The following is a 24,019-nucleotide window of genomic DNA, read 5'->3' on the forward strand; positions in this document are numbered from 1 at the left end:
TCACGGATAGAGGCGGGTCTTGTCCCAGCCGTCGCTCCTGGCGACGAAGGTGACGCGGTCGTGCAGACGATAGGGCATGTCCTGCCAGAACTCGAACGCGACCGGCGCGATGCGGTAGCCCTTCCAGTGCGGCGGACGCGGCGGCTCGCGGCCGTCGAACTCCGCGTCGCGGGCGGCGACCGCCGCCTCGAGTTCGGCGCGCGAGCCAAGCGGACGCGACTGCTGCGACGCCCAGGCGCCGAGCCGGCTGATGCGGGGGCGGGTGGCGAAATAGGCGTCGGCCTCCTCCGCCGTGACCTCGCTCACCGGGCCGCGGGCGCGAATCTGCCGCCGCAGCGACTTCCAGTGGAACACCACGGCCGCCTTGGGCTGGCCTTCAAGCTCCACGCCCTTGGCGCTCTCGGCGTTGGTGAAGAACACGAGACCCCGGCGGTCGAGCCCGTTCAGCAGCACCACCCGCACGTCCGGCAGGCCGTCGGAATCGACGGTCGCGAGCGCCATGGCGTTGGGATCGTTGATTTCGGAGGCCCTGGCCTCCGCCATCCAGGCGTCGAACAGGACGTAAGGGTCCCGTGTGGCGTCGAAGTCACTCGACATTAACCGCTCCTGTCCTTCACTTTCCCGGCGATCAGGGAGTTGTTCCGAGTGCCGATGCGTAGCCGCGATCCGCGTAAGCGTTCGTCCGAAGCTGTCACGCCCCCGACCTGTACACGAGCCGCCGCCGCCCCGCGAGCGGGGCTTCAGCGGGGCAGGGGCGCCGTTCTCGCCCTGTGCGCGGCCGTCGGCCTCGGCGGCTGCAGCGTGTCCTACCCGCTGTTCGGCGACGACGACATCAAGACCGGCAGCATCGCCCGGCCCGAGGCTCCGCACGCCGCCCCGCAGGGCCAGACCGCCCCGCAGGACAAGGTGACGCGGGCCCCGCTGGCGCCGCCGCCCGGGGCCGAGGCCGCGACGGCCTCTCAGGTCTCGGCCGCCCCTTCGGCTTACGCCGCGCCCCAGGCCTCCGCCGCCGTGGGCGAGACCGCGCCTGCGCTGTCGCCGGCGGACTGGACCTACGCCCGCGGCGCGCTCGGCCTCGCCATGGGCGCCGCGTCGCCCAACGCCTCCGTGCCCTGGGCCAATCCGGACAGCGGAGCCTATGGCTCGTTCACCGCCTCCGCCGCGGCCATCACCCAGAACGGCGCGCTGTGCCGCCCCTTCGCCGCCAGCTACAGCATGGCCGGGCGGGAGCAGCGGCTGGAGGGCGACGCCTGCCGCACCGCCGCCGGCTACTGGGAGGCGGTCTCCATCCGGCCGACGCGGGCGGGCGCCTGATCCGCGCTGCGGACTGTTGCATTTGAGTGACATTCCGCCCACATTGCCGGAAACGGCGGCGGAGCGACGACCTCCGCTCGCGCCCCCTCTGCAAGGACGGACATTCAGAACGCGATGCGCGATCCCTATGACGTGCTCGGCGTGACGCGCCAGGCGAGCGACGCCGAGATCAAGAAAGCGTTCCGGCGGCTGGCCAAGACCTGGCACCCGGATCACAAGCCCGACGACGCCTCCGCGAAGGAGAAGTTCGCGGAGATCAGCACGGCCTATGACCTGCTCTCCGACACGGAGAAGCGGGGCCAGTACGACCGCGGCGAGATCGACGCCGAGGGCAAGCCCCGCTTCCAGGGGTTTCCCGGCGGCGGCGCGGGACCGGGCGCCGGCGCGCGCGGTTCGCATTTCGAGTTCAACTTCGGCGGCGGCGGGTCGCCTTTCGGCGGGCGCGGCCGGGCCGGCGCGGGCTCGGAGGACATCTTCGAGGACATTCTGGGCGCCTTCGGCGGCCGGCGGCCCCGTGGCGCGGGCGGCTTCGCGGGCGGCGGCTTCGGCGGCGAGCCTCCGAGCGGCGAGGACGTGGCGGTGGAATTGACGGTGCCGTTCCGCGACTGGGCGCGGGGAGCCAAGCAGCGCGTGCGCCTGCCGACCGGCAAGGAGCTCAACGTGACGGTTCCGGCCGGAATCGAGCCGGGCAAGAGCATCCGCCTGCGCGGGCAGGGGCGGCCGAGCGGGCTCGGAGGCGCTCCCGGCGACGCGCTGGTGACGATTCTGGTGGCGCCCGACGCCCAGTTCCGGGCCGACGGCCGGGACGTGAGGGTGCAGGTTCCGGTGACGATCTACGAGGCGGTGCTGGGCGCGAAGGTGCGGGTTCCAACGCTCGGCGGGCAGGTGGAGCTGACCGTGCCGCCGGGCTCCGACAGCGGCCGGACGCTGCGGCTGCGCGGCAAGGGCATCGGCGAGGCCGGCTCCGCCGGCGACCTGCTGGTGGAGCTTCGCATCGCGCTGCCCAAGGGCGGCGATCCGAAGCTGGAGGCCTTCGCCCGGACGATGCGCGACGATGCGCCTTACGACCCGAGGACGTGAGCGGCGGAAATTGTCGCTCACTGAAACCTGCTGTGATGGCGCGGCGATCACCGCGGCTTGAAAGGCTCCCGAAGCCTATGCCATAGCCACCGCTGACGAAGCGTTGTGCGCTGCAAGAGGTGTTTCATGTCCATGTCCCAGGGGTTGATGGCCGGCAAGCGGGGCCTGGTCATGGGCGTCGCCAACAACCGATCCATCGCCTGGGGCATCGCGAAAGCCGCGGCCAACGCCGGCGCCAAGCTCGCCTTCACCTATCAGGGCGAGGCGCTGAAGAAGCGCGTGGAGCCGCTGGCGGCCGAACTCGGGGCCGAGGTGGTGGGCCATTGCGACGTGACCGACGCCGCCACCATCGACGCGGTGTTCGAGAAGACCGGCGAGGTTCTGGGCGGGCTCGACTTCGTGGTCCACGCCATCGCGTTCTCGGACAAGGACCAGCTCGACGGCCGCTACGTCGAGACCACGGCGGACAACTTCAACAAGACCATGTTCATCTCGTGCTACTCGCTGACCGCGGTGGCGCAGCGGGCCGAGAAGCTGATGACCAACGGCGGCTCGATCCTGACGCTGACCTATTACGGCGCCGAGAAGTGGATGCCGCATTACAACGTCATGGGCGTGGCCAAGGCCGCGCTCGAGGCGAGCGTGCGCTACCTCGCCGCCGATCTCGGCCCCAACGCCATCCGCGTCAACGCCATCTCGGCGGGGCCCATCAAGACGCTGGCGGCCTCGGGCATCGGAGACTTCCGCTACATCCTGAAGTGGAACGAATACAACGCCCCGCTGCGCCGCACGGTATCGATCGAGGAGGTGGGCGACAGCGCCCTCTACCTGCTGTCCGATCTCGGACGTGGCGTCACCGGCGAGGTCCACCACGTGGACGCGGGCTACCACATCGTCGGCATGAAGAACCCCGACGCGCCGGACATGTCGGTCGCGGGGTGAGCCGCGACCTGATCGTCGTCCGGCACGGGGAGACCGACTGGAACGCCGACGGCCGGCTGCAGGGCCAGACCGACATCCCGCTCAACGCGCGCGGCCGCGATCAGGCGGCGGCGGTGGGACGCCTGATCGCCGCCGCGCCGGTCGATCTGACGGGGCGCGCCTTCGTGGCGAGCCCGCTGTCGCGCGCCACCGAGACCATGCGGCTGATGCGGGCCGCGCTCGGTCTGCCCGCCGACGATTTCCGCACCGATCCCCGGCTGAAGGAGCTGTCCTTCGGCCTCTGGGAAGGCTCCACCATGGCGGCGATCCGCGAACGGCAGCCCGCCGCCATGCGCGCCCGCGACGCCGACCGGTGGTCCTACCGGCCGCCGGAGGGCGAGAGCTACGACGACCTGGCGGTCCGGGTGGACGCCGCGCTGGACGAGATCGAGGGACCCGCCGTGCTGGTGGTCCATGGCGGGGTGTCGCGCGCTCTGCTGCACCTGCTCGGCGGCGTTCCGCGGGAGAAGCTGCACGGGATGCCCATCGTTCAGGGCCGGGCGCTCGCCTTCGACGCCGGCGGCTGGCGCTGGATCTGAGCGCCGCTTCGACCGCGTGGTTCGTTCCTGGTCGACCAGTGGGCCACCCCAGATTCGCCGTTTTGTGCGCGACACCGCCACGTGTGTGCGCTGCGGCGTATCCACAAGGGCGCGAGACGATTTCGCGCAGCTGCGCCGCCGGGCGGGCTTCTTCATCAAGATGCTGAAATTGAATAAGAATATTTCGTCTGAGCAATGTGCGCCCCGATGATCTCACGGAGACGTGAAGCTTGAGCCCCGTGCGGGCGCTTTAACAGGTCGGGCTTGGCATGCCATATTTTGCATGCCAGTTATGCAGAAAAGAGTAAGCCAAACTGTCGCATGAGCCCTCGAAGGCCGATCGGAGGGAGGCCGGTCAGACGGAGGGGGTGGAAGCAAGAGACCAAATGACGCGAAGTCTGCGGCGTTCAGTCTCAGTCCAGCGCGAATTCAAGGCCGAAAAGGCCGCTCTCAGCGGCGGGATCCCCAAAAGCTGTCAAGAGGGGTTCCGCGCGCCGCTTCTGTGGAAAAACGCCGGTAGGACGGAAGTCCAAGAGATCGGCGAAAAACAACGACATAAACGGCCTCAAGGCCGACCGAAGAGAGAGGAAAGTCCAGTGAGCCAACCTTCCAATCCCGCGCTGAGGCCAAACGTCTCTGAAAAGAAACGTTGGACGCAGATCGTCGTCGGCGTCGTCTGCATGATCGCGACCGCGAACATCCAGTACGCGTGGACGCTGTTCGTCCCCGAGATCCAGTCCACCTTCGGCTGGGACCGCGCGTCCATCCAGATCGCCTTCACCATCTTCGTGCTGGTGCAGACCTGGCTGACGCCGATCGAAGGCTACTTCATCGACAAGTACGGCCCGCGCGCCATGGTCGCCTTCGGCGCCCTGTTCATGGGCGCGTCGTGGGTCATCAACTCCCAGGCGACCTCGCTCGCGGGCTTCTACCTCGGCGCGGCCGTGGGCGGCATCGGCGTGGGCTGCATCTACGCCACCTGCATCAACAACGCGCTGAAGTGGTTCCCGGACCGTCGCGGCCTCGCGGTCGGCCTGACCGCCGGCGGCTACGGCATGGGCTCGGCGGCGACCATCCTGCCGATCGCCTCGATGATCCAGTCGTCGGGCTTCCAGTCCACCTTCCTGTTCTTCGGCATCCTGCAGGGCATCCTGGCCTTCGTGGCCGCCATGTTCCTGCGCGCTCCGTCCAAGGACGAAGTGAAGGTCTCCGACAAGATCGCCCAGTCCCGCCGCGACTACACGCTGACGGAGGCCATGCGCACCAAGCTGTTCTGGCTGATGTTCTTCATGTTCATCTGCGTCGTGACCGGCGGCATGATGGCGGTCGCTCAGCTCGGCGTCATCGCGCAGGATCTCGGCGTCAAGAACTACAGCGTCAACCTCTACTTCTTCACCATGGCCGCCCTGCCGCTCGCCCTGATGCTCGACCGCATCATGAACGGCATCTCCCGCCCGCTGTTCGGCTGGATCTCGGACAACATCGGCCGCGAGAAGACGATGGTCATCGCCTTCACCCTCGAAGGCCTCGGCATCATCGCGCTCGGCTACTTCGGCCATAACCCCTACGCCTTCCTGATCCTGTCCGGCGTGGTGTTCCTGGCCTGGGGCGAAGTCTACTCCCTGTTCTCGGCTCTCGCCGGCGACGCCTTCGGCACCAAGCACATCGGCAAGATCTATGGCGTGCTGTACTGCGCCAAGGGCATCGGCGCGCTGTTCGTCCCCGTCGGCAACCTGCTGATGGAAGCGACCGGCACCTGGGCCACCGTGCTCTACACCGTCGCCTCCATGGACCTGCTGGCCGCCTTCCTCGCGATCGTCGCCCTGCGGCCGATCCTGGCCGAGCACGTCCGCCGCTCCGGCATCGCCCATCCGGCGACCCGGGACGAGGTCGCGCCGGCCGCCGACGGCAAGAGCTCGCTCGCCCGCGCCTGATCTTCAAGAACCCTCGCGGCGAGGGGCGGGTTCTCCCATAACCGCCTCTCGCCTCACTGAAGGCGGGCTCCCCAAGAGCCCGCCTTTTTTGCTGTTCCGGATTCCGGCCGCGCCATGGGAAAGCCGCCGTTCTGGCCCAAGCGGAAGTGGTCTTGAAGTCACAAGGGGACACGGGCATGACGATCACACGGCGCCACGCCTTGATCCTGACGGCGGGCGCGGCGCTGGCCGCGGGGCCGGCCGCAGCCGACGATCTGTCCCGCGAGATGATCGTGGGCGATCCCGCGGCCCCGGTCGGCGGCGCGCCGCGCGGCGACGTCACCCTCGTCGCCTTCCTCGACTACAACTGCCCCTACTGCAAAACCTCGGCGCCGGCGTTGAAGACGGTGGTGCGGGAGGATGGCCGCGTGCGGCTGGTCTACAAGGACTGGCCGATCCTCGGACGCAATTCGGTCTACGGCGCCAAGCTCGCGCTCGCCGCCCACCGGCAGGGACGCTACGAGACGGCGCATGCGGCGCTGATGGCGCTGAAGGGCGCGAGCCGGCCGACCACGGATCTGGACGAAGCGGTCGCCGCGGCCGGCGTCGACATGGACCGGCTGCGCCGGGACGCCGCGCGGGACGAGGCGGCGATCGTCGCCCTGCTCAAGCGCAACGACGCCCAGGCCAAGGGCATGGGGTTTCCCGGCACGCCGATCTATCTGGTCGGGCCGCTGCTGGTGGCGGAGGCCCCCGACGTGGAGCGCTTCAAGGCGGCCGTGGCCAGGGCGCGGGCGCGCCAGAAGGGCTGACGAGCGGCCCTCAGGGCCGCTGGAACACGCCCACCGCCTCCACATGGGCGGCGTGGCGGAACTGGTCCACCGGGGTCAGCTTGGTCAGCCGGTAGCCGCCGCGGATCAGGATGGCGGCGTCGCGGGCGAGCGTTCCCGCGTCGCAGGAGACCGCCACCACCAGCGGAACCTTCGACTCCGCGATCATCCGCGCCTGCGCCTCCGCGCCCGCGCGCGGCGGGTCGAAGGCGACCGCGTCGAAGCCGTTCAGCTCGGCCGCGGTGAGGGGGCGGCGGAACAGGTCGCGGGCCTCGGCGCGGATGCGCTTCAGGCCCGGCGCCTTGCGCGCCGCGGCGTCGAGCGCCGCGATCGCCTTGCGGTCGGCCTCCGCCGCATAGACCTCCGCGGTCTCCGCGAACCGGAACGCGAAGGCCCCGACGCCGCAGAACAGGTCCGCGACCTTCCTGCGTTTGGCCAGCGCGGCGCGGGCGAGGCTCACGATGGTCTCCTCGCCGAGCGCCGTCGCCTGCAGGAAGCCGCCGGGCGCGGGCGTGACCCAGGCCCGGCCCATGGCGATCAGCGGCTTGCGCCGCTCCACCACCACGTCGCCATGGATCGCGAGCCGCGCCAGATCAAGCCGGTCGGCGAGCTGGACCAGCTTCAGCCGCAGCGCCTCCGACGGCGCCCCGAGGCCCCGGACATCGACGTCCAGCCCGCCCTCCGAGGCGGTGACGACGATGTCGAGCGGCTTGGCGGCGCGGGCGAGCGTGGCGGCCAGCGCCCGCGCCGCCGGCAGCGCGCCGCGCAGGCCGGGGGCGAGCAGGGGGCAGGCGTCGATCGCCGCGATGGCGTGGCTGCGCGCCTGCGCGAAGCCGACCCGCACGCGGCCGTCCGCGTCGGCGCGGGCGTGGAAGGTGGCGCGCCGCCGGCCCTCGCCATGGGCGTCGCGGCAGGGATCGGTCACGGCGGCCACGTCCAGCCGTTCCCGGCGGAAGGCGTCCAGCAGCAGCTCCCGCTTCCAGCCGAGCGCCGCCGTCTGTTCAAACTCCTGCAGCGCGCAGCCGCCGCAGATCCCGACCTCCGGGCAGTAAGGCGCCACACGCTGCGGCGAAGGCTCCAGCACCGCCAGCAGCCGGCCCCGGTCGCCGTCGCGCTCCACCTCCACCCGTTCGCCGGGCAGCGCCCGGGGGATAAAAAGCGGCCCGGAGGCGGTGTCCGCCACGCCGTCGCCGCGATGGCCGAGCCGGTCGATGGTGACGAGTTCAACCATTCCCGCGCCGCGCTCCGAGCAGGTACTCCACATTGCCGTCGCCGCCGGCGATGGGCGAGGGGACGACGCCAAGCTCCGCAAAGCGCATATCGGCGGCGAGCGCGCGGGCGGCCTCCACCACGCGTTCGCGGGCGCCGGCGTCCTTGACCACGCCGTTCTTGCCGATGTCGCGCTTGCCCACCTCGAACTGGGGCTTCACCAGCGCCACCAGCGTCGCGTCGGGACGTGCGAGCGCGAGCGCCGCCGGCAGCACGGCGGCGAGCGGCGCGAAGCTGACGTCGCACACGACCAGCGACGGAGGCGCCGGCAGACGCCCGCGATCGAGGGCGCGGATGTCCGTCTCTTCGAGGCTCGAGAGGCGCGGATGGCCGCGCAGGCTCGGGTGCAGCTGGTCGCGGCCCACATCGACCGCGGTCACATGCGCCGCGCCGCGCTCCAGCAGAACCTGCGAGAAGCCGCCGGTGGAGGCGCCCACGTCCAGCGCGTGGCGGCCGGCGACATCGATCGAGAAGACGTCCAGCGCATGGGCCAGCTTCACTCCGCCCCGGGACACGTAAGGGTGCGCCGGAACCGCTGAGATCGTCGCGTCCGGCGCCACCATGTCGGAGGCGCGCGCCACCGTCCGGCCGTCCGCGGTGACGCCGCCGGCCGCGATCGCCGCCTGCGCCTTGGCGCGGCTTTCGAACAGGCCGCGCTCGACCAGAAGCTGGTCGGCGCGCCGTCGGAGGGAGGGCGTAGGCTGGGACACGGGTCCTGTGGCGGCGTCGCTTCCGGGAAACCGCGCCTCTCTAGCAGATCGACGCGCAGCGCGGGAGGGCGCGCGTTAACGGCGGCCGGGTTACGCTTAGCCTTGAAGTTGAGCGGGGGGATGAGCGCATGACGGACGGGCCGGGCGTCGTTGAACTGGTGGACGTCGGCCGTCGCCGGCTGCTCGGAGCGACGCTCGCCGGCGCCGCGGTCCTCGCCGCGCCGGGGCTCGCGCAGGCCATGGTCGGCGCGCTCGACGCGGGCGCGCTGGGCGTGAAGCCCGGCGACGGCGACCAGAGCGCGGCGCTCGCCCGCGCGCTCGCCCGTGCGGCGAAGGAGGCGCGGCCGCTGGCGCTTCCGCCGGGGCGCTACCGGGTCGCCAACGTCGCTCTGCCGGAGGGCGCCGTTCTCGTCGGCGCGCCGGAGCTGACCCGGCTGGAGCTTGCGGCGCCGGGGCCGCTGCTGGTGGCGAAGGGCGTAAGGCGCATCGCCCTGCGCGGCCTTGTGCTCGACGGCGCCAGCGCGCCGGCCGATTTCCAGACCGGCGCGCTGCACCTGGAGGACGTGGGCGAGGTCGCGCTGGATGAACTCGCCGTGCTGGACGCCGGCGGCAGCGGCGTCGTGCTGCTGCGCTCGGGCGGCGCGCTGCGTCGCAGCCACATCGAACAGGCGCGCCATGCGGGGCTGTTCTGCATGGACGGCAAGGGCGTGACGGTCAGCGACAATCTGGTGCGCGGCTGCCGCAACAACGGCGTCGTGGTGCGGCGCAGCGCCAAGGCCGACGACGGCTCGGTCATCGCCAACAACCGCATCGAGGATACGGGGGCGCTCGACGGCGGGCTCGGCTGGAACGGCAACGCGGTCAACGTCTCCAAGGCCGGCGGGGTCATGGTCTCCGGCAACGCCATCCGGCGCTCCGCCTTCTCCGCCGTGCGCGCCCACGAGACCACCGACGTGCTGATCTCCGGCAACGTCTGTCTCGAAGGCGGCGAGACCGCGCTTTACGTGGAGTTCGGCTTCGACGGCGCCGTGGTGTCCGGCAATCTGGTGGACGGCGCCGCGAGCGGGATCGCCGCCGCGAACTTCAGGGAAGGCGGCAAGCTCGCCGCCGTGACGGGCAACGTGCTGCGCAACCTGTTCCGCCGCAAGCTGCTGGACATGCCGGGCGAGGGCTACGGCCTCGGGATCGGGATCGAGGCGGGCGCGGCGGTCACCGGCAACGTGATCGAAAACGCGGCGGCGTTCGGGATCTACGCCGGATGGGGTCCCTATCTCCGGGACGTCGCCGTGAGCGGCAACGTCATCCGCGAGTGCGAGGTGGGAATCGGCGTCTCCGTGGTGGACGGGGCCGGCCCGACCACCATCGCCGGCAACGTCATCGCGGGGTCGCGCAAGGGCGCGGTCGTCGGCTACCGCTGGACCGAAGCCGCCACCCGCGACCTCGCCGTGGTGGGCGCTGCCGGTTTTCCAGGCCTGACGGTGGGATCGAACACGATCCGCTGATCGGATGCGGATTATAACCACTTGAATTTCTTAGATTTCAGAAAAGCCGCAACCTTTGCTGCGTCGCAAAGAACAATAAGGTTAACAGCTTCTTAACAATGGCGGCGTTGCGACATTTCAGAGACAGTCCCGTGGGAATGAGATTGAGCGACCGTTAGGGGAGTAGCATTCGGCGCGCAAAAACTGTCCTCTGCATCCAGCGGAGCCGAGTCGGGGGACGCTTATTCGCCTTTAGTCGTGCGGTTGCTGACTTTCGATTTGAGAGGGTGGCAAGCGCAAACCGAAAGCGGAAACGAAATTGATCTCGGATAAGCGGCGCGCCCGGAAAAGGGGCGTCGATCGGAGGAAGGAACGAATGAACACTGTGATGAAGTATGCGGCGGCAGGCGCCTTTGCGCTGGGCGCCATGACCACCGCGGCCTTCGCGGGCTCCGTGACGCAGCCGGGTGAGCGCGTCGGCCTCGCCGCTGGCGCTCCGCTGCCGGAAGGCGTGTACTTCGTGAACACGCTCGACTGGGGCGTTCGTCGCGTGCGTGACGGCAATGGCGGCCGTGGCGACGTGACCGTCGCCGTCGACATCCCGGTCATCGCCTGGTCGACCCCGTGGCAGGTGCTCGGCGGCCGCGTCCAGGTTCTGGTCGCCACCCCGCTGATCCATGTCGCGACCGACAACAACCTTGGCGGCGACACCGAGTACGGCTTCTACAACCCGTTCGCGGCCGTCCAGCTCGCCTGGGATCTCGGCGGCGGCTTCGGCTTCAGCTACTACGCCGGCTTCTACTTCAACGCCGGCTCGAACGATCTCGCCTTCCAGTCGACCTCGTTCAACCACGCCGCCGCGGTCAGCTACACCGCTGACGGCTGGAACCTGACGGCGAACCTGATCAACGGCATTCACATCGACGAAGACCGCGGCTACCGCTACCCGGACTTCTTCAACCTCGATCTGACGGCCACCAAGACCTTCGGCAAGTGGGAGCTCGGTCTCGCCGCTTACGGTTCCTGGGACTACAACTCGCCGCGCGGCGTCGCCAAGCAGAGCCAGTTCGCGCTCGGCCCGCTCGTCGGCTACAACTTCGGTCCGGTCATCCTGCAGGCTTACCTGACCCGCGACGTCTACCAGAAGAACTACGGCGGCAAGGACACCCGCTTCTGGTCGCGCATCATCGTGCCGCTGTGGTCGCCCGAGAAGCCGCTGGCTCCGCTGGTCACCAAGTACTGAGATCGATCGGTTCCTGAGAGAACCGGTTCGGACGGGGAGCGCCTTGGCGCTCCCCGTTTTCGTTTCGTATATGGCGAGCGCAGTCGCGAGACGTCCTGCGCTTCGCGCCACGGCATCGGGAGGCGGGGCGTCGTCCGACGCCGATCCGGCGAGCGCGCGCTTCGCCGAAGCGCCGGTTCGGACATCCGCCTGCGGCGGGCATGACGGCGAGTGAGCGTCCAGCCGGTCTGAAGCCTGCGCCAAGGAGGATCGAAGCCGTCGGAGGGAAGGCGTCGTCAGGCTTCGAGTTCAGGCGACAGCGGCAGGCGCAGCGTGACCCGCAGGCCGCCGCTGACCCGGTTCTCCAGCGCCAGCGCCCCGCCGGCGGCCTCCGCCAGGCTCGAGGCGATCGACAGACCGAGCCCGGCGCCGCCGCTGGTGGTGTCCAGCCGCTCTCCCCGCTTCAGCACGTTGGCGAGCTTGTCCGGCGGCACGCCGGCGCCGTCGTCCTCGATCACGATCACGGCTTCGCGGCCCGTCCGCCTGGCGGCGAGGCGGACGCTGAGCCGGCCGTAGCGCGCGGCGTTTTCCGTCAGCACGCCGAGGAGTTCGGCCAGATCGTCCGCGTCCATGTCGACGCGCAGGTCGTCCGGCGCCTCGATCGTCCAATCCAGCTCTTCGCCCCGGGGCGTGCGGCGCAGGACGCTCACCACGTCCCGCATCGCCTTCGCCGGATCGGTGCGCGCCCGGCGGTCCCGGTCGGCGATGCGGGCCCGCGCCATCTCGTGGTCCACGAGGCGGCGCATGGTGGCGATCAGCCCATCGATGTCGTCCGCCGCCTTGGCCTGACCCGCCGCCCGCAGCCGCAGCACGTCGCCGGCGAGCGCCTGCAGCGGGGTCTTCAGCCGGTGGGCGAGGTCGGCGGCGCGCTCTCGCGCCTTGCGCAACTGCTCCTCGCGGGATTGCAGCAGCGCGTCCACCTCGGAGGTGAGCGGCTGCACCTCCTTCGGGAAGTCGCTGCCGAGACGCTGCGAGGCGCCGCTGCGGATGCGGGCGATCCGCAGCCTCAGTTCGGTGAGCGGCCGGAGCCCGATCGCGATCTGCGCCGCGCTCGCCGCCAGCAGCAGCAGCGCCAGCAAGGCGAGATAGGGCAGCAGGTCGCGCCGGAAGTCGGCGGTGGCGCGGGTGATGTCGGAGCGGTCGATCGCCACCGCCGCCGTCACCCTCTGGGAGCCGAGACGGCGGTCGGTCACCACCTCGCGCAGCACCAGCAGCAGCGGCGCGCCGCCGGGGCCGGCGATCGTGGTCTGCAGCGGCGCGGGACCCGGCGGGTCCGGCAGCGTCAGCGTGGCGTCCCACAGCGAGCGCGAACGGCGAACGCCGCCGTCGCTCGCCACCTGCCAGTACAGCCCCGACAGCGGGCGCTCGAAGCGCGGGTCCACCAGCGGGCGCAGCACGTCCAGCGCGCCGCCGCCGTCGCGCCCGAGACCCGCGATGACCTGGTTGAGGTGCAGCGTGAGCTCCTCCGCCACCCGGCGCTCCACATGGCGCTCGAACAGCAGCGACAGGCCGAAGAAGGCGGCCACCAGCGCCAGCCCCACGGAGGCGAGGCCCGCGAAGACGAGCCGGAGGCGCAGCGACAGCCGGTTCAGCACCGGTCAGGCGCCCATCATGTAGCCGAAGCCCCTGCGGGTGGTGATCGCCTCCGCGCCGAGCTTCTTGCGCAGCCGCGCCACCATCGCCTCCAGCGCGTTGGCGTCGCGGGAGAAGTCGTCGCCGTAGACGTGGTCCTGCAGCTCGGTGGTCGACACCACCCGGCCGCGGTGATGGGCCAGATAGCTGACGAGCCGATACTCCAGCGGTGTGACGTTGAGCGGCAGCCCGTTCTGCGCCACCCGCATGGTGCGGGTGTCGATGGTCAGCTCGCCGATCTCGATGGTGGCGGCGCCGTGGCCGACCGAGCGGCGGATCAGCGCCCGCACCCGCGCCAGCAGCTCCTCGAACTGGAACGGCTTCGGCAGATAGTCGTCGGCGCCGGCGTCGATGCCCTCCACCCGCTCCGCCCAGCTTCCCCGCGCGGTGAGGATGAGCACCGGCATGTGCCGGCCGGCGGCCCGCCACTGCTTGAGCACGCTGATCCCGTCCATGTTCGGCAGGCCGAGATCGAGCACCACGAGGTCGTAATCCTCGGTGTCGCCCCTGAACCAGGCGTCGCGCCCTTCCGTCACCAGGTCGACGGCGTAGCCGGCGGCGGTCAGCACCGTGCGCACGTCCTCGCCGATGCGCGGGTCGTCCTCGACCACCAGCAGGCGCATGCTACTCCCCTTCGCGCGACAGAATCGCGCCGGTCGCGGCGTCGATCTTCACCTCCAGCAGCTTGCCCGACGGCGAGATGATCTCAAGCTCGTAGATGTAGCGGCCGTCGTCGTGCTCGAACTCGATCTCGATGATCTCCCCGCCGATCTCCTTGCGCGCCAGCGCGATGATCTCCTCCAGCGGCCGCACCCGACCGGACTTCAGCGCCTCGCCCGCTTCGTAATGCTCGTGCGCGTCGTCGGAGTGGTCGGGGGCCGGCTGGCCGATCGCCAGCATGGGCGTGAGCGCCACGGCGACGGCGAGCGTGCGGATCCAGTGCAGGACGGGAGAAAGACCGGTCATGCGCCGGAGCCTGATCCTGCTTCGCTGACAATTCGCTGACGGCCGTCGTCAGGAGCGCGCGGGGCGGCATGGGCCAGGGTGCGTCCCGATCCCGGCGCGCTCATCGCGCCGCTCCCGCAAACTTCTGACGTTGAGGACGGACGACCATGGCCAATTACAGGGGAACCAGCGCGGCGGACACGCTCTCCGGCGGCGCGGGCCACGACGAGATCGATGGTCTCGGCGGCGCGGACAAGCTCTATGGCCGCGCCGGGAACGATGAGCTCGACGGCGGCGCGGGCGACGACGTGCTCGACGGGGGCGCCGGCAACGACGAGCTGGAGGGCGGTTCAGGCCGCGACCTGTTCGTCTATGGCGCCGGCCGGGACGAGATCGACGATTTCAGCCTGGGCGAGGACCGGATCCAGCTGGACTCCGGTCTCGGCGTGAAGAGCTTCTCCGCGCTGATGGCCAAGGCCCGCGCGGTGGACGGCGGCGAGGACACGCTGTTCGACTTCGGCGGCGGCAACACGCTGCTTCTGGAGGATGTGAGCCTCGGGCAGCTCAAGGCGGCGCATTTCGTCGGTCTGACCGGCGGCGTCACTCCGCCCGCGCCGTCGCGCGACGGCGACGACACGCTCACCGGCACGAACCGCGCGGATCACCTTGACGGCGGCGCCGGGAACGACGTCATCCGCGGCGGCCGCGGCGACGACGATCTGTTCGGCGGTCTCGGGAACGACTGGATTCACGGCGACCGGGGCGACGACGAGATCGAAGGCGGCGCGGGCAACGACGTTCTGATCGGTGGCCTCGGCAACGACGATCTGGAAGGCGGCACCGGCCACGATCGTCTGGACGGCGGTTCGGGGCGAAACGAGCTGCATGGCGGTCGGGGCAAGGACACCTTCATCTTCCGCGAAGGCGTCACGGAGGTGGAGGATTTTCAGGCCGGCTTCGACCGGCTGGAGATCGACGCGTCTCTTGGCGTGCGCAGCTTCAGCCAGCTTATGGCGCGGGCCCGCGTCACCGACGGCGGCGAGGACGTGAGCTTCCGCTTCGGAGCGCACGAGCTGACGCTCGAGAACGTGGCGATCGCCGATCTCAGCGCCTCCGACGTGCTGTTCGTCTGACGGCTTGGGAGGGGAGGCGGCGCCTCCCCTCCCGCTCTGGCCGGTTGGCCGAGCGGGTCCGGAGGGCCAGGCTCGGCATGACGTGAGCTTAACGCTTTCCGCTTCGGCGGTCCTTAAATGCGGCCGGTCAGAGATAGCGGCGCAGTTCGGCGGCCACGTCGGCCGGCTCCCGCTTCAGGTTCAGCGGCTGCACGAAGGCGCCGTTTCGGTCCATAAGATAGACCAGCGCCGTGTGGTCCATGGTGTAGTTGTCGCCTTCGAGCGGAACCTTGCGGGCGTAAGCCCGGAACGTCTTCACCGCGGCGTCCACCTGTCCCTGCGAGCCGGTGAGGCCGCGGATGCGCGGCGAGAAGCTCGACAGATACTCCTTCAGCGCCTCCGGCGTGTCGCGCGCCGGATCCACCGTGACGAACAGCGCCTGCAGCTTGTCCGCGTCGGGCCCGAGCGCGTCGTAGGTCTGGGTCATCTCGGAGAGCGCGGTCGGGCACACGTCCGGGCAATGGGTGAAGCCGAAGAAGACCAGATAGGGTTTGCCCTTCACGTCCGCCTCGGTCACGGTCGCGCCGTTCTGGTCCACGAGCTGGAACGGGCCGCCCACGCTGGAGGGCTGCGTCGCGGTGGCGCCGCCGGAGGCGCCGAAATGCGCAAGGCCGAAGCCCAGCGCGACCGCGCCGACGGCGAAGGCCAGCGAGCCGGCGATGAAGGCGGTGCGGGCGGACATGTTCCGATACTCCTGATGCGGCGGTGCGCGCCGCCGGTCTTAAAGACAGCCCGCGACGGCGGCGAAGGCCGACTGCAGAAACAGCTCGCCGCCCTCGCTCGCCCAGAGCCAGAGCGCGGCCGCGGCAAGCGCCGCGACGCCGGCAAGGCTTGCGGCCACGAGCGTGGCGCTGGCTCCGCCGGGCGCGCCCCGGGGCGCGGTCGCTGTCTGGTTCTCAAGCCCGGCCATCGCGGCTCCATCGCGCCCCGATGCGAGGACGCCCGGTGTGCTTAACGCCGGAAGCCCCCCGCGTCGACATGACGTCCTCAGCCTTCGCGCCACAAAGTCGTGCGCTCCCGCGCGGGAAGACCCCGGACGCCCTTGCCCGCACGCCGGCCGCGCCGTAATGTCCCCGGCGACGCGGGCGTAGCTCAATGGTAGAGCGAGAGCTTCCCAAGCTCCAGACGAGGGTTCGATTCCCTTCGCCCGCTCCAGCGCCTCCGCCCGTGTAGGGCGTGTCGCGCGGCTTTATTTCCCCTATCGCCATATTCGTCGGCCTGCGCGGGCCGTTCGCTTTGCGCTTCGCTCCGCGCGCGTTCAAGGCGCCGCGGCAGGGCTGACGTCCGCCGCCGATCATCCCTTCAGTCGCCCTCGCCCCCGACAACACACGGGCGCAGGCCGCCGCGCGCTGCGCTGCGGCATTATGTGATCCGCCTATCGCTCCATTCGTTCATGAGATGAAACGCCCACATATACTGAAATCGCCATCGGTCGATTGGCGCATCCGATAGAGAAAACTGCCGATATGCCTGTCTTTGAGGCATGAGATTCGCGCATGGGAGCCATGATATCGCTCGTTTTGAAATAGATTTCAGATTTTTAGTTGTCGGTGACGATTGGTAGGGTTATCTGCTGATCGTAGACAGGTCGGGCTCCCGGCTTTCGAAGTATTACAATTAAGGTGATCGCCAATGGCCGAGGCTGACGCTTCGCTCAAACGCTCTCACGCTGCCGGTGGTTGGGGCGCTCTTCGCAGCTGCGGCAAGCACCTGCTGGCGAGCGGGTCTGCGCTGATGGGCGCCAAGGCCATGCTGAAAGCGAACCAGCCGGACGGTTTCGATTGTCCCGGCTGCGCCTGGGGCGACCCGGAGCACGGCTCGTCGTTCGAGTTCTGTGAGAACGGCGTGAAGGCGGTGGCCTGGGAGTCGACGGAGCGGCGCGCCACGCCGGCCTTCTTCGCCGAGCACAGCCTGAGCGCGCTGCGCGGCTGGACCGACTACGAGCTCGAGAACGTCGGCCGGCTCACCCATCCCATGCGCTACGACGCGGCGACCGACCGCTACGTGGAGACCACCTGGGACGAGGCCTTCGCAACCATCGGCAAGGAGCTGCGCGCCCTGAACTCCCCCGACGAGGCGGAGTTCTACACCTCGGGCCGCGCCTCCAACGAAGCGGCGTTCCTCTACCAGCTGTTCGCCCGCGCCTACGGCACCAACAATTTCCCCGACTGCTCCAACATGTGCCACGAGGCCTCGGGCGTCGGGCTCATCCAGTCCATCGGCATCGGCAAGGGCACGGTGCTGCTGGAGGACTTCCACCACGCCGACGCCATCATCGTGATCGGCCAGAACCCCGCCACCAACCACCCGCGCATGCTGGGCGACCTGCGCAAGGCCGCCATGCGCGGCGCCCGCGTGGCGGTGCTGAACCCGGTGCGCGAGCGCGGTCTGGAGCGCTTCGCCGACCCGCAGGACAAGATCGAGATGATCCGCGGCGGATCGACCTCGATCGCCACCCATTACTTCCAGCCGAAGCTGGGCGGCGACATGGCCGCCATCCGCGGCGTCGCCAAGATCGTGTTCGCCCGCGACGCGGCCGAGACGGCCGCCGGCCGGCCCTCGATCCTGGACCAGGCCTTCATCGCCGAGCACACCCGTGGTCTCGACGCCTGGCGGGCCGAGGTGGAGGCCACCGACTGGGGCCGCATCGAGGACCAGTCCGGCCTGACCTACGACCAGATCGAGACGCTGGCCGAGGTCTATCTCGGCGCCGAGCGGGTCATCGCCACCTGGGCCATGGGCGTCACCCAGCACAAGCACTCGGTCGCCACCGTGCGGGAGATCGCCAACCTGCTGTTCCTGCGCGGCCATGTGGGTCGTGAGGGCGCGGGGCTGTGCCCGGTGCGCGGCCATTCCAACGTGCAGGGCGACCGCACCGTCGGCATCAACGAGAACCCGCCGGCCTGGCTGCTGGACAATCTGGACCAGGAGTTCGGCATCGTTTCGCCGCGCAGGCCCGGCCACAACGTGCTGCACGCCATCCACGCCATGGTGGAGGGCCGCTCCAGGGCGTTCATCGGCCTCGGCGGCAATTTCGCCCGCGCCACGCCGGACACGCCGATCGTCACCGAGGCGCTGCGGCGCTGCCGCCTGACGGTGCAGATCGCCACCAAGCCCAACCTCGGCCACATGGCGGTGGGCGAGGTGGCCTATCTGCTGCCCTGCCTCGGCCGCACCGAGATCGACCGCAACTCCCGCGGCAAGACCCAGATCGTGACCGTGGAGGACTCCATGTCCATGGTCCACGGCTCCGGCGGCATCAACAAGCCGGCCTCAAAGCTGCTCAAGTCCGAGGTGGCGATCATCGCCGGCATGGCCGCGGCCACGCTCGGCGACGGGCTCGGCTGGGCGGCCATGGCCGACGACCACGACCTGATCCGCGATCGGCTGTCGCGCGTCATTCCGGGCTTCGAGGACTTCAACGTCCGGGTGCGCAAGCCCCGCGGCTTCTGGCTGCGCAACGCGGCGACCGAGCGGGAATGGCTGACGCCTTCGGCCAAGGCGGAGTTCTCCGCCGCGCCGCTTCCCATCGAGGTGGAGCACCAGCAGGCGCGCAAGACGGAGGGCCAGTTCGTGCTGCAGACCTTCCGCAGCCACGACCAGTACAACACCACCGTCTACGGCCTCGACGACCGCTATCGCGGCGTCTACGGCGAGCGCCGGGTCGTGTTCATGAACCCGGACGACATCGCCGCCATCGGCGCCGAGCCCAACGGCCGCATCGACGTGGTCGGCTCCGCGGACGACGGCCGCCACCGCGTGGCGGAGGACTTCCGGCTCATCGCCTACGACATCCCGCGCGGCTGCATCGCCGGCTACTATCCGGAGCTCAACGTCGTGGTGCCGTTCAACAAGGCGGGCGACGGTTCGGACACGCCGCTGTCCAAGTCCACGCTGGTGTCGTTGCGTCCGCGCGAGGCCGCGTGATGGACGAGCAGGGCTTCATGGCCGCCGTCGAGGCGCTGGAGCGGGCCGAGCCCGCGCTCACGCCGCTGCATGCGGGGCTGGTGACGGCGCTGGGCGCCGGGGTCGCGGGCGATTCCCGCGGCTTCGCGCGGCTGTTCGGCCTGGCGCACGCGCTGGTGCTCCGCGCGGCGAACGACCTCGCCGACGACCTGAAGCTGGTGCAGGTGGACGCCCGCGATCCCCGCACCCAGCGCCTGCGTTTGTCGCTCACGGAAGCCGGCCGCCGCCTGTTCGCCGCCGCCCCCCAGCCCGCCGCGCAGGGTTAACCCTTCGTAAAGAAACCGGGCCGCTTCGACATATTCCAATGTCGTCGCGGCGCGGGATGAGCGATGATCCGGCCCTGAAGTCAGGCGCCGGCGCGGATGCCGTCGCCGCAGGCGGGATGGGTGCGGCCATGTCCATGGACAGCGTGACCGAGCTTTATGCGAAGGCGGCCTACGAGGGCCGGGGAAAGATCGACGAGACCATGGCCCGCGAGCCCTCGGAAGGGCGGTCGCGGCTCGCGATCGGTGTGCTCTGCGTGGGGCTCGCGGCGAACGCGGCTCTTCCCGTCGCGGGGCTCTGGGCCCTGGTGGAGATCGCCGGGCTGCGTTAAGGCCGGCGGCCGGCCGGGGTTGGCGAAGCGGAGCCGCGCGCCAGAACGGAGTCCTCGGCCGCCCTCCGCAGGAGCCCGCTCATGACCTCGCGCCCCCGTCTTCTTCTGACCGGCCGTCCGCCGGACGACGTCCACGCCACGCTGGAGCGGACCTTCCGGACCGTCGACCTTCAGGACGACGCGGCGCTGCAGCGCGAGGCGGCGCAGATCGAGGCCGTCGCCGTGTTCGCCAAGCGCCCGGTGGACGAGGCGCTGATGGCGCGCCTGCCGCAGCTCAGGATCATCGCCAATTTCGGCGTCGGCTACGATGTGGTGGACGCTCACGCCGCGGCTAAGCGCGGGGTCGTCGTCACCAACACCCCGAACGTGCTGGACGACGAGGTGGCCGACACCGCCGTCGGCCTGCTGATCGCGACCGTGCGGGAGTTCGGCGCGGCGGAGCGCCATCTGCGCGCGGGGCGCTGGGCGAGCGAGGGGCCGTTCCGGCTGACCTCCAGCCTCCGGGGCCGCACGATCGGCCTCGTGGGCATGGGCCGCATCGGCCAGGCCATCGCCCGCCGGCTGGAAGGCTTCGCGCTGCCGGTGGTCTATCACAGCCGGCGGCCCAACCCGGCGGTCGCCTATCCGCATCATCGGGACCTGACGGCCATGGCGGCCGAGGTGGACACGCTGATCGTGATCGTGCCCGGAGGCGCCGCCACCCGCAATCTGGTGGACGCCGGCGTGCTGGCCGCGCTCGGGCGCGACGGCGTGGTGATCAACATGGCGCGGGGAACGGTCATCGACGAGGAGGCGCTGGTCGCGGCGCTCCGGGACGGAGTCATCCGCGCCGCCGGCCTCGATGTCTACGCCCATGAGCCGCAGGTCCCGGCGGAACTGATCGCGCTGGAGAACGCGGTGCTGCTGCCCCATGTGGGCTCGGCCTCCGTCGCCACCCGCCGGGCGATGGCGGATCTGGTCGTCGCCAATCTGGAAGCCTACGCCGCCGGCGAGCCGCCGTTGTCCCCGGTGGAGGAGACGCCGTTCCGCGGCTGGCCGGCGGGCTGAGCCATCTGGAACATGCCGAGGCGCGCCATTTAAGCCCTTCATGCCCGAGGCAAGCTCGGGCATGACGGGTGACGGGACGTCAGGGGTGGCGGCGGGCGCCGGAGGCGGAGGCCACCAGGCTTTCGATGCCGCGCTGGCTGTAGGGCTTGGGAATGAAGGCCGAGCCCTTCAGGACGTCGGGGAAATCCGCCATGTCCGACCCCGAGACGAAGGCGAACGGGAGGTTGCGCTTCCGCAGGTCCTCCGCCAGCTCGTAGGAGGTCCCGTCCTCCACCTCCACGTCCAGCAGCGCGAGGTCGAAGCCGCCCTTCAGCGCCTTGCGCGCCTGCGCCACCGAGCGGCACGACACGATCTGCGCGTCGGTCCAGCAGCTGACGATGGTGGCGAGATCAAGAGCCAGAATGGCGTCGTCTTCGAGGATGAGAACGCGGAAAGGCGCCACGGCGGTACTCCGGAACATATGCGCATGCCCCGCGACAACGCCCGACGCCGCGTTCGGTTTCAGGCTTCGTAAAACATAATGGTGAGCGGTTCAGAACCGCTCTCATCCCCGCCGCAGCGCCTTCAGGCGGTAGAGCACCTCGAGCGCGCCCTTGGGCGTCAGCTCGTCCGGCTCGATGGCGTCGAGCGCCTCATGCAGCGGATCGGCGGCGTCCGGCTCGGACCGCGCGCGGACGGCTGCGAACAGCGGCAGGTCGTCGATCATGCGCTCCACCGGCGAGGCGCGGTCGGCCGCCTCCAGCTCGTCCAGCACCGCCTTGGCGCGCTTCACCACCGCGGGCGGCAGGCCCGCGAGCTTCGCCACCTGAATGCCGTAGGAGCGGTCGGCGACGCCGGGCGCCACCTCGTGCAGGAACACCACCTCGCCCTTCCACTCCTTCACCCGCACGGTGGCGTTGCGCAGCCGGGGCAGGCGGCGGGCGAGCGCGGTCAGCTCGTGGAAATGGGTCGCGAACAGCGCCCGGCAGCGGTTGACCTCGTGCAGGTGCTCGATCGCGGCCCAGGCGATGGAGAGGCCGTCGAAGGTGGCGGTGCCGCGGCCGATCTCGTCCAGGATCACCAGCGCGCGCGGGCCGGCGGTGTTCAGGATGGCGGCGGTCTCCACCATCTCCACCATGAAGGTGGACCGGCCGCGGGCGAGGTCGTCCGCCGCGCCGACGCGGCTGTAGAGCCGGTCCACCACGCCGATGCGCGCCGCCTGCGCCGGCACGAAGGCGCCCGCCTGGGCCAGCACGGCGGCGAGCGCCGCCTGCCGCAAATAAGTGGACTTGCCGCCCATGTTGGGGCCGGTGATGAGCTGCACGAGGCCGGCGTCCGCGTCCGGCTCGGACAGCGTGGCGTCGTTCGGCACGAAGGGCTTGCCGGCGGCCTGCAGCGCGCGCTCCACCACCGGATGGCGGGCGTTCTCCAGATGGAAGTCCAGGCTGTCGTCCACATGCGGGCGCACATGGCCGCGATCGACCGCAAGCTCCGCCAGCGCCGCGGCGACGTCCAGCGCCGCCAGCGCGTCGGCGCAGGCGCGCAAGGTCTCCCACGCCGCGCTGACCCGTCCCGCCAGCGCCTCGAAGATCGCAAGCTCAAGCGCAAGCGCGGTCTCGCCCGCCTCGCCGATGCGGCGCTCCAGCTCGCCGAGCTCGGTGGTGGTGAAGCGCATGGCGCCGGCCATGGTCTGCCGGTGCACGAAGCTTTCGGCGTGGGGGGATTTCAGCAGGCGCTCGCCATGGGCCTGCGGCACCTCGATGAAATAGCCGAGCACGTTGTTGTGCTTGATGCGCAGGGTCCGGACGTCGGTCGCGTCCGCGTAGGACGCCTGCAGCCGGGCGATGACCTTGCGGCTCTCGTCGCGCAGCGCCCGCGCCTCGTCGAGCCGGGGGTCGGCGCCCGCGCGCACGAAGCCGCCGTCCCGCTTCAACAGCGGCAGCTCGTCGTCGAGCGTGGCGGCGAGCTCGGCGGCGAGGGCGTGGTCGGCGGCCTCCAGCGCCCGGGCGATCTGGCCGAGCTCGGCGCTCGCGCCGCCGAGCCCGTCCGCCACCGCCGCCAGCGCCTCGGCGCCCATGAGCGCGTCGCGGATGGCGGCGAGGTCGCGCGGGCCGCCCCGGCCGAAGGCGACGCGCTGGGCGGCGCGGGCGAGGTCCGGCGTGCGGCCGAGGGCGGCGCGGATGGCGCGGCGGCGGTCCGGCGCCGCGACCAGCGCCTCCACCGCATCGTGGCGGCGGGCGATGGCGGCGGGATCGAGCAGCGGCCCGGCCACGCGCTGCGCCAGCAGGCGGGAGCCGGCGGAGGTGACGCAGAGGTCGATGACGCTGAGCAGGCTGCCCTCGCGCTGGCCGGACAGCGTGCGCGTCAGCTCCAGATTGGCGCGGGTGGCGGCGTCGATCTCCATGGCCGCGCCGCGCCCTTCCCGAAGGGGACGCGCCAGCGGCGGCCGGCTCGCAAGCTGGGTGCGCTCCAGATAGACCACAATGGCGGCGGCGGCGGCCACCTCCGCCTTCGACAGCGGGCCAAAGGCCTCCACGGTCGCCACGCCGAAATGGCCGGCGAGGCGGGCCTCGGACCGGGCGGGGTCGGTCAGGTCGCGGCCGACGGGCGTGAGCGCCGCCCGGGTGTCGGCCACGGCGGGCGCGAACTCGTCCCGCAGCGCCTCGGGGATCAGCACCTCCGCCGGATCGAGCCGCGCCAGCGCCGCCGACAGCGTCTCCGGCTCGCATTCGCCGACGGAGAACGAGCCGGTGGAGATGTCCACATGCGCGAGGCCGAGCGTGAAGCCGCGGGTCTCCGCCCGCACCCGGACGACGGCGGCCAGAAGGTTCGCCCGGCGCGGCTCCAGCAGCGCGTCCTCGGTCAGCGTGCCGGGGGTGACGAGCCGCACCACGTCGCGCCGCACGACGGACTTGCCGCCGCGCTTCTTCGCCTCCTTCGGATCCTCGGTCTGCTCGCAGACCGCGACCCGGTGGCCGGCGGCGATCAGGCGCTGGAGATAGTCGTCGGCCCGCTCCACCGGCACGCCGCACATGGGAATGTCTTCGCCGAGATGCTTGCCGCGCTTCGTCAGCGTGATGCCGAGCGTGCGGCTCGCGATCTCCGCGTCCTCGAAGAACAGCTCGTAGAAGTCGCCCATCCGGTAGAACAGCAGGCTGTCCGGATTGGCGGTCTTGATCTCCACATACTGCTCCATCATCGGCGTCACGCGCGCGGAGGCGGTCGTCGCATCGGTCATGGGGCCGCTCGGAGGTCTCGGTCGCAAAGGGTCTTGAGCGTTACGG

The 24,019-nt window shown here is 70.6% G+C and carries 23 protein-coding genes and 1 tRNA gene; 14 read left to right on the forward strand and 10 right to left on the reverse strand.

Annotation, left to right across the window (positions count from 1 at the left end):
• Positions 1-597: a pyridoxamine 5'-phosphate oxidase gene (gene pdxH / locus PKE85_RS17270; protein WP_271206001.1), complete on the reverse strand. Its 597-nt coding sequence runs from the start codon at positions 595-597 to the stop codon at positions 1-3.
• 204 nt (positions 598-801) lie between these two features.
• Between pdxH and PKE85_RS17275 the strand changes: the two genes are divergently transcribed.
• The 6 genes from PKE85_RS17275 to PKE85_RS17300 all read left to right on the forward strand — a co-directional run bounded on the left by PKE85_RS17275 (position 802) and on the right by PKE85_RS17300 (position 6,639).
• Complete coding sequence (locus tag PKE85_RS17275) at positions 802-1,314, forward strand: RT0821/Lpp0805 family surface protein (protein ID WP_271206002.1); 513 nt, start codon at positions 802-804, stop codon at positions 1,312-1,314.
• A gap of 114 nt (positions 1,315-1,428) precedes the next feature.
• Positions 1,429-2,394, forward strand: a complete 966-nt coding sequence (locus PKE85_RS17280) for a DnaJ C-terminal domain-containing protein (RefSeq protein ID WP_271206003.1) — start codon at positions 1,429-1,431, stop codon at positions 2,392-2,394.
• A gap of 126 nt (positions 2,395-2,520) precedes the next feature.
• Positions 2,521-3,336, forward strand: coding sequence for an enoyl-ACP reductase FabI (gene fabI / locus PKE85_RS17285; RefSeq protein ID WP_271206004.1), 816 nt, complete (start codon positions 2,521-2,523; stop codon positions 3,334-3,336).
• Positions 3,333-3,914, forward strand: coding sequence for a histidine phosphatase family protein (locus PKE85_RS17290; RefSeq protein ID WP_271206005.1), 582 nt, complete (start codon positions 3,333-3,335; stop codon positions 3,912-3,914). Before fabI ends, PKE85_RS17290 begins: the two co-directional genes overlap by 4 nt.
• Before the next feature lie 596 nt (positions 3,915-4,510).
• The gene (gene oxlT, locus PKE85_RS17295) at positions 4,511-5,848 is read left to right on the forward strand and encodes an oxalate/formate MFS antiporter (protein WP_487353019.1); all 1,338 of its coding nucleotides are present in this window, start codon (positions 4,511-4,513) and stop codon (positions 5,846-5,848) included.
• Between the two features lie 176 nt (positions 5,849-6,024).
• Positions 6,025-6,639, forward strand: coding sequence for a DsbA family protein (locus PKE85_RS17300; RefSeq protein WP_271206006.1), 615 nt, complete (start codon positions 6,025-6,027; stop codon positions 6,637-6,639).
• A gap of 10 nt (positions 6,640-6,649) precedes the next feature.
• Here PKE85_RS17300 and PKE85_RS17305 read toward each other — a convergent pair whose 3' ends face one another.
• Together PKE85_RS17305 and PKE85_RS17310 are read right to left on the reverse strand one after the other, a co-directional pair.
• Entirely contained in the window at positions 6,650-7,888 is a 1,239-nt protein-coding gene (locus PKE85_RS17305) for a class I SAM-dependent RNA methyltransferase (protein WP_271206007.1), read from the reverse strand.
• The gene (locus tag PKE85_RS17310; RefSeq protein ID WP_271206008.1) at positions 7,881-8,636 is read right to left on the reverse strand and encodes a TlyA family RNA methyltransferase; all 756 of its coding nucleotides are present in this window, start codon (positions 8,634-8,636) and stop codon (positions 7,881-7,883) included. Before PKE85_RS17310 ends, PKE85_RS17305 begins: the two co-directional genes overlap by 8 nt.
• A gap of 128 nt (positions 8,637-8,764) precedes the next feature.
• Between PKE85_RS17310 and PKE85_RS17315 the strand changes: the two genes are divergently transcribed.
• On the forward strand, positions 8,765-10,138 hold the full coding sequence (locus PKE85_RS17315) for a TIGR03808 family TAT-translocated repetitive protein (RefSeq protein WP_271206009.1): 1,374 nt from the start codon (positions 8,765-8,767) through the stop codon (positions 10,136-10,138).
• Between the two features lie 355 nt (positions 10,139-10,493).
• The gene (locus PKE85_RS17320) at positions 10,494-11,360 is read left to right on the forward strand and encodes a transporter (RefSeq protein ID WP_271206010.1); all 867 of its coding nucleotides are present in this window, start codon (positions 10,494-10,496) and stop codon (positions 11,358-11,360) included.
• Between the two features lie 275 nt (positions 11,361-11,635).
• On the opposite strand, the gene PKE85_RS17325 is transcribed toward PKE85_RS17320, so the two are convergent.
• Genes PKE85_RS17325 through PKE85_RS17335 form a run of 3 tightly spaced genes read right to left on the reverse strand, consistent with a single transcriptional unit; the run spans position 11,636 to position 13,997 of the window.
• Positions 11,636-12,994 (reverse strand): sensor histidine kinase, encoded by a 1,359-nt coding sequence (locus PKE85_RS17325; protein ID WP_271206011.1) that lies wholly within the window; start codon positions 12,992-12,994, stop codon positions 11,636-11,638.
• Positions 12,995-12,997: 3 nt separating this feature from the next.
• On the reverse strand, positions 12,998-13,654 hold the full coding sequence (locus tag PKE85_RS17330) for a response regulator transcription factor (RefSeq protein ID WP_271206012.1): 657 nt from the start codon (positions 13,652-13,654) through the stop codon (positions 12,998-13,000).
• A gap of 1 nt (position 13,655) precedes the next feature.
• Positions 13,656-13,997 (reverse strand): PepSY domain-containing protein, encoded by a 342-nt coding sequence (locus tag PKE85_RS17335; protein WP_271206013.1) that lies wholly within the window; start codon positions 13,995-13,997, stop codon positions 13,656-13,658.
• Positions 13,998-14,143: 146 nt separating this feature from the next.
• Between PKE85_RS17335 and PKE85_RS17340 the strand changes: the two genes are divergently transcribed.
• The gene (locus PKE85_RS17340; RefSeq protein ID WP_271206014.1) at positions 14,144-15,109 is read left to right on the forward strand and encodes a calcium-binding protein; all 966 of its coding nucleotides are present in this window, start codon (positions 14,144-14,146) and stop codon (positions 15,107-15,109) included.
• A gap of 127 nt (positions 15,110-15,236) precedes the next feature.
• Here the strand turns inward: PKE85_RS17340 and PKE85_RS17345 are convergent, their stop codons facing one another.
• Positions 15,237-15,830 (reverse strand): SCO family protein, encoded by a 594-nt coding sequence (locus PKE85_RS17345; protein WP_271206015.1) that lies wholly within the window; start codon positions 15,828-15,830, stop codon positions 15,237-15,239.
• A 39-nt stretch (positions 15,831-15,869) separates the two neighbouring features.
• The gene (locus tag PKE85_RS17350) at positions 15,870-16,058 is read right to left on the reverse strand and encodes a hypothetical protein (protein WP_271206016.1); all 189 of its coding nucleotides are present in this window, start codon (positions 16,056-16,058) and stop codon (positions 15,870-15,872) included.
• Positions 16,059-16,229: 171 nt separating this feature from the next.
• On the opposite strand from PKE85_RS17350, the gene PKE85_RS17355 reads away from it, so the two are divergent.
• The 5 genes from PKE85_RS17355 (at position 16,230) to PKE85_RS17375 (ending at position 20,756) form a co-directional block, all read left to right on the forward strand.
• Positions 16,230-16,303: transfer RNA gene (locus PKE85_RS17355), tRNA-Gly, on the forward strand.
• Between the two features lie 477 nt (positions 16,304-16,780).
• Positions 16,781-19,075, forward strand: coding sequence for an FdhF/YdeP family oxidoreductase (locus PKE85_RS17360; protein ID WP_271206017.1), 2,295 nt, complete (start codon positions 16,781-16,783; stop codon positions 19,073-19,075).
• Positions 19,075-19,380 carry a hypothetical protein gene (locus tag PKE85_RS17365; RefSeq protein ID WP_428981372.1) on the forward strand — a complete coding sequence of 102 codons (306 nt, stop codon included), beginning with the start codon at positions 19,075-19,077 and terminating at the stop codon, positions 19,378-19,380. Before PKE85_RS17360 ends, PKE85_RS17365 begins: the two co-directional genes overlap by 1 nt.
• Before the next feature lie 56 nt (positions 19,381-19,436).
• A complete protein-coding gene (locus tag PKE85_RS17370) occupies positions 19,437-19,709 on the forward strand; it encodes a hypothetical protein (protein WP_271206019.1) in 273 nt (90 codons plus the stop codon).
• 81 nt (positions 19,710-19,790) lie between these two features.
• Positions 19,791-20,756 carry a 2-hydroxyacid dehydrogenase gene (locus PKE85_RS17375; RefSeq protein WP_271206020.1) on the forward strand — a complete coding sequence of 322 codons (966 nt, stop codon included), beginning with the start codon at positions 19,791-19,793 and terminating at the stop codon, positions 20,754-20,756.
• Positions 20,757-20,835: 79 nt separating this feature from the next.
• On the opposite strand, the gene PKE85_RS17380 is transcribed toward PKE85_RS17375, so the two are convergent.
• Together PKE85_RS17380 and mutS are read right to left on the reverse strand one after the other, a co-directional pair.
• Positions 20,836-21,198 (reverse strand): response regulator, encoded by a 363-nt coding sequence (locus PKE85_RS17380; protein ID WP_271206021.1) that lies wholly within the window; start codon positions 21,196-21,198, stop codon positions 20,836-20,838.
• A 102-nt stretch (positions 21,199-21,300) separates the two neighbouring features.
• Positions 21,301-24,000, reverse strand: coding sequence for a DNA mismatch repair protein MutS (gene mutS / locus PKE85_RS17385; RefSeq protein WP_428981373.1), 2,700 nt, complete (start codon positions 23,998-24,000; stop codon positions 21,301-21,303).
• Positions 24,001-24,019 lie beyond the last annotated feature (19 nt).

This window comes from Methylopila jiangsuensis (genome assembly GCF_027922305.1).
Classification (GTDB): domain Bacteria; phylum Pseudomonadota; class Alphaproteobacteria; order Rhizobiales; family Methylopilaceae; genus Methylopila; species Methylopila jiangsuensis.

Bases quoted from the DNA above. Each gene is read 5' to 3' on its own strand.
- PKE85_RS17350 (WP_271206016.1), bottom strand. From the start codon at position 16,058: ATGGCCGGGCTTGAGAACCAGACAGCGACCGCGCCCCGGGGCGCGCCC.
- PKE85_RS17335 (WP_271206013.1), bottom strand. From the start codon at position 13,997: ATGACCGGTCTTTCTCCCGTCCTGCACTGGATCCGCACGCTCGCCGTC.
- PKE85_RS17370 (WP_271206019.1), top strand. From the start codon at position 19,437: ATGAGCGATGATCCGGCCCTGAAGTCAGGCGCCGGCGCGGATGCCGTC.
- PKE85_RS17280 (WP_271206003.1), top strand. From the start codon at position 1,429: ATGCGCGATCCCTATGACGTGCTCGGCGTGACGCGCCAGGCGAGCGAC.
- PKE85_RS17330 (WP_271206012.1), bottom strand. From the start codon at position 13,654: ATGCGCCTGCTGGTGGTCGAGGACGACCCGCGCATCGGCGAGGACGTG.
- PKE85_RS17305 (WP_271206007.1), bottom strand. From the start codon at position 7,888: ATGGTTGAACTCGTCACCATCGACCGGCTCGGCCATCGCGGCGACGGC.
- PKE85_RS17365 (WP_428981372.1), top strand. From the start codon at position 19,075: ATGGACGAGCAGGGCTTCATGGCCGCCGTCGAGGCGCTGGAGCGGGCC.
- PKE85_RS17300 (WP_271206006.1), top strand. From the start codon at position 6,025: ATGACGATCACACGGCGCCACGCCTTGATCCTGACGGCGGGCGCGGCG.
- PKE85_RS17345 (WP_271206015.1), bottom strand. From the start codon at position 15,830: ATGTCCGCCCGCACCGCCTTCATCGCCGGCTCGCTGGCCTTCGCCGTC.
- PKE85_RS17320 (WP_271206010.1), top strand. From the start codon at position 10,494: ATGAACACTGTGATGAAGTATGCGGCGGCAGGCGCCTTTGCGCTGGGC.
- pdxH (WP_271206001.1), bottom strand. From the start codon at position 597: ATGTCGAGTGACTTCGACGCCACACGGGACCCTTACGTCCTGTTCGAC.
- PKE85_RS17340 (WP_271206014.1), top strand. From the start codon at position 14,144: ATGGCCAATTACAGGGGAACCAGCGCGGCGGACACGCTCTCCGGCGGC.
- PKE85_RS17375 (WP_271206020.1), top strand. From the start codon at position 19,791: ATGACCTCGCGCCCCCGTCTTCTTCTGACCGGCCGTCCGCCGGACGAC.
- fabI (WP_271206004.1), top strand. From the start codon at position 2,521: ATGTCCATGTCCCAGGGGTTGATGGCCGGCAAGCGGGGCCTGGTCATG.
- PKE85_RS17315 (WP_271206009.1), top strand. From the start codon at position 8,765: ATGACGGACGGGCCGGGCGTCGTTGAACTGGTGGACGTCGGCCGTCGC.
- PKE85_RS17360 (WP_271206017.1), top strand. From the start codon at position 16,781: ATGGCCGAGGCTGACGCTTCGCTCAAACGCTCTCACGCTGCCGGTGGT.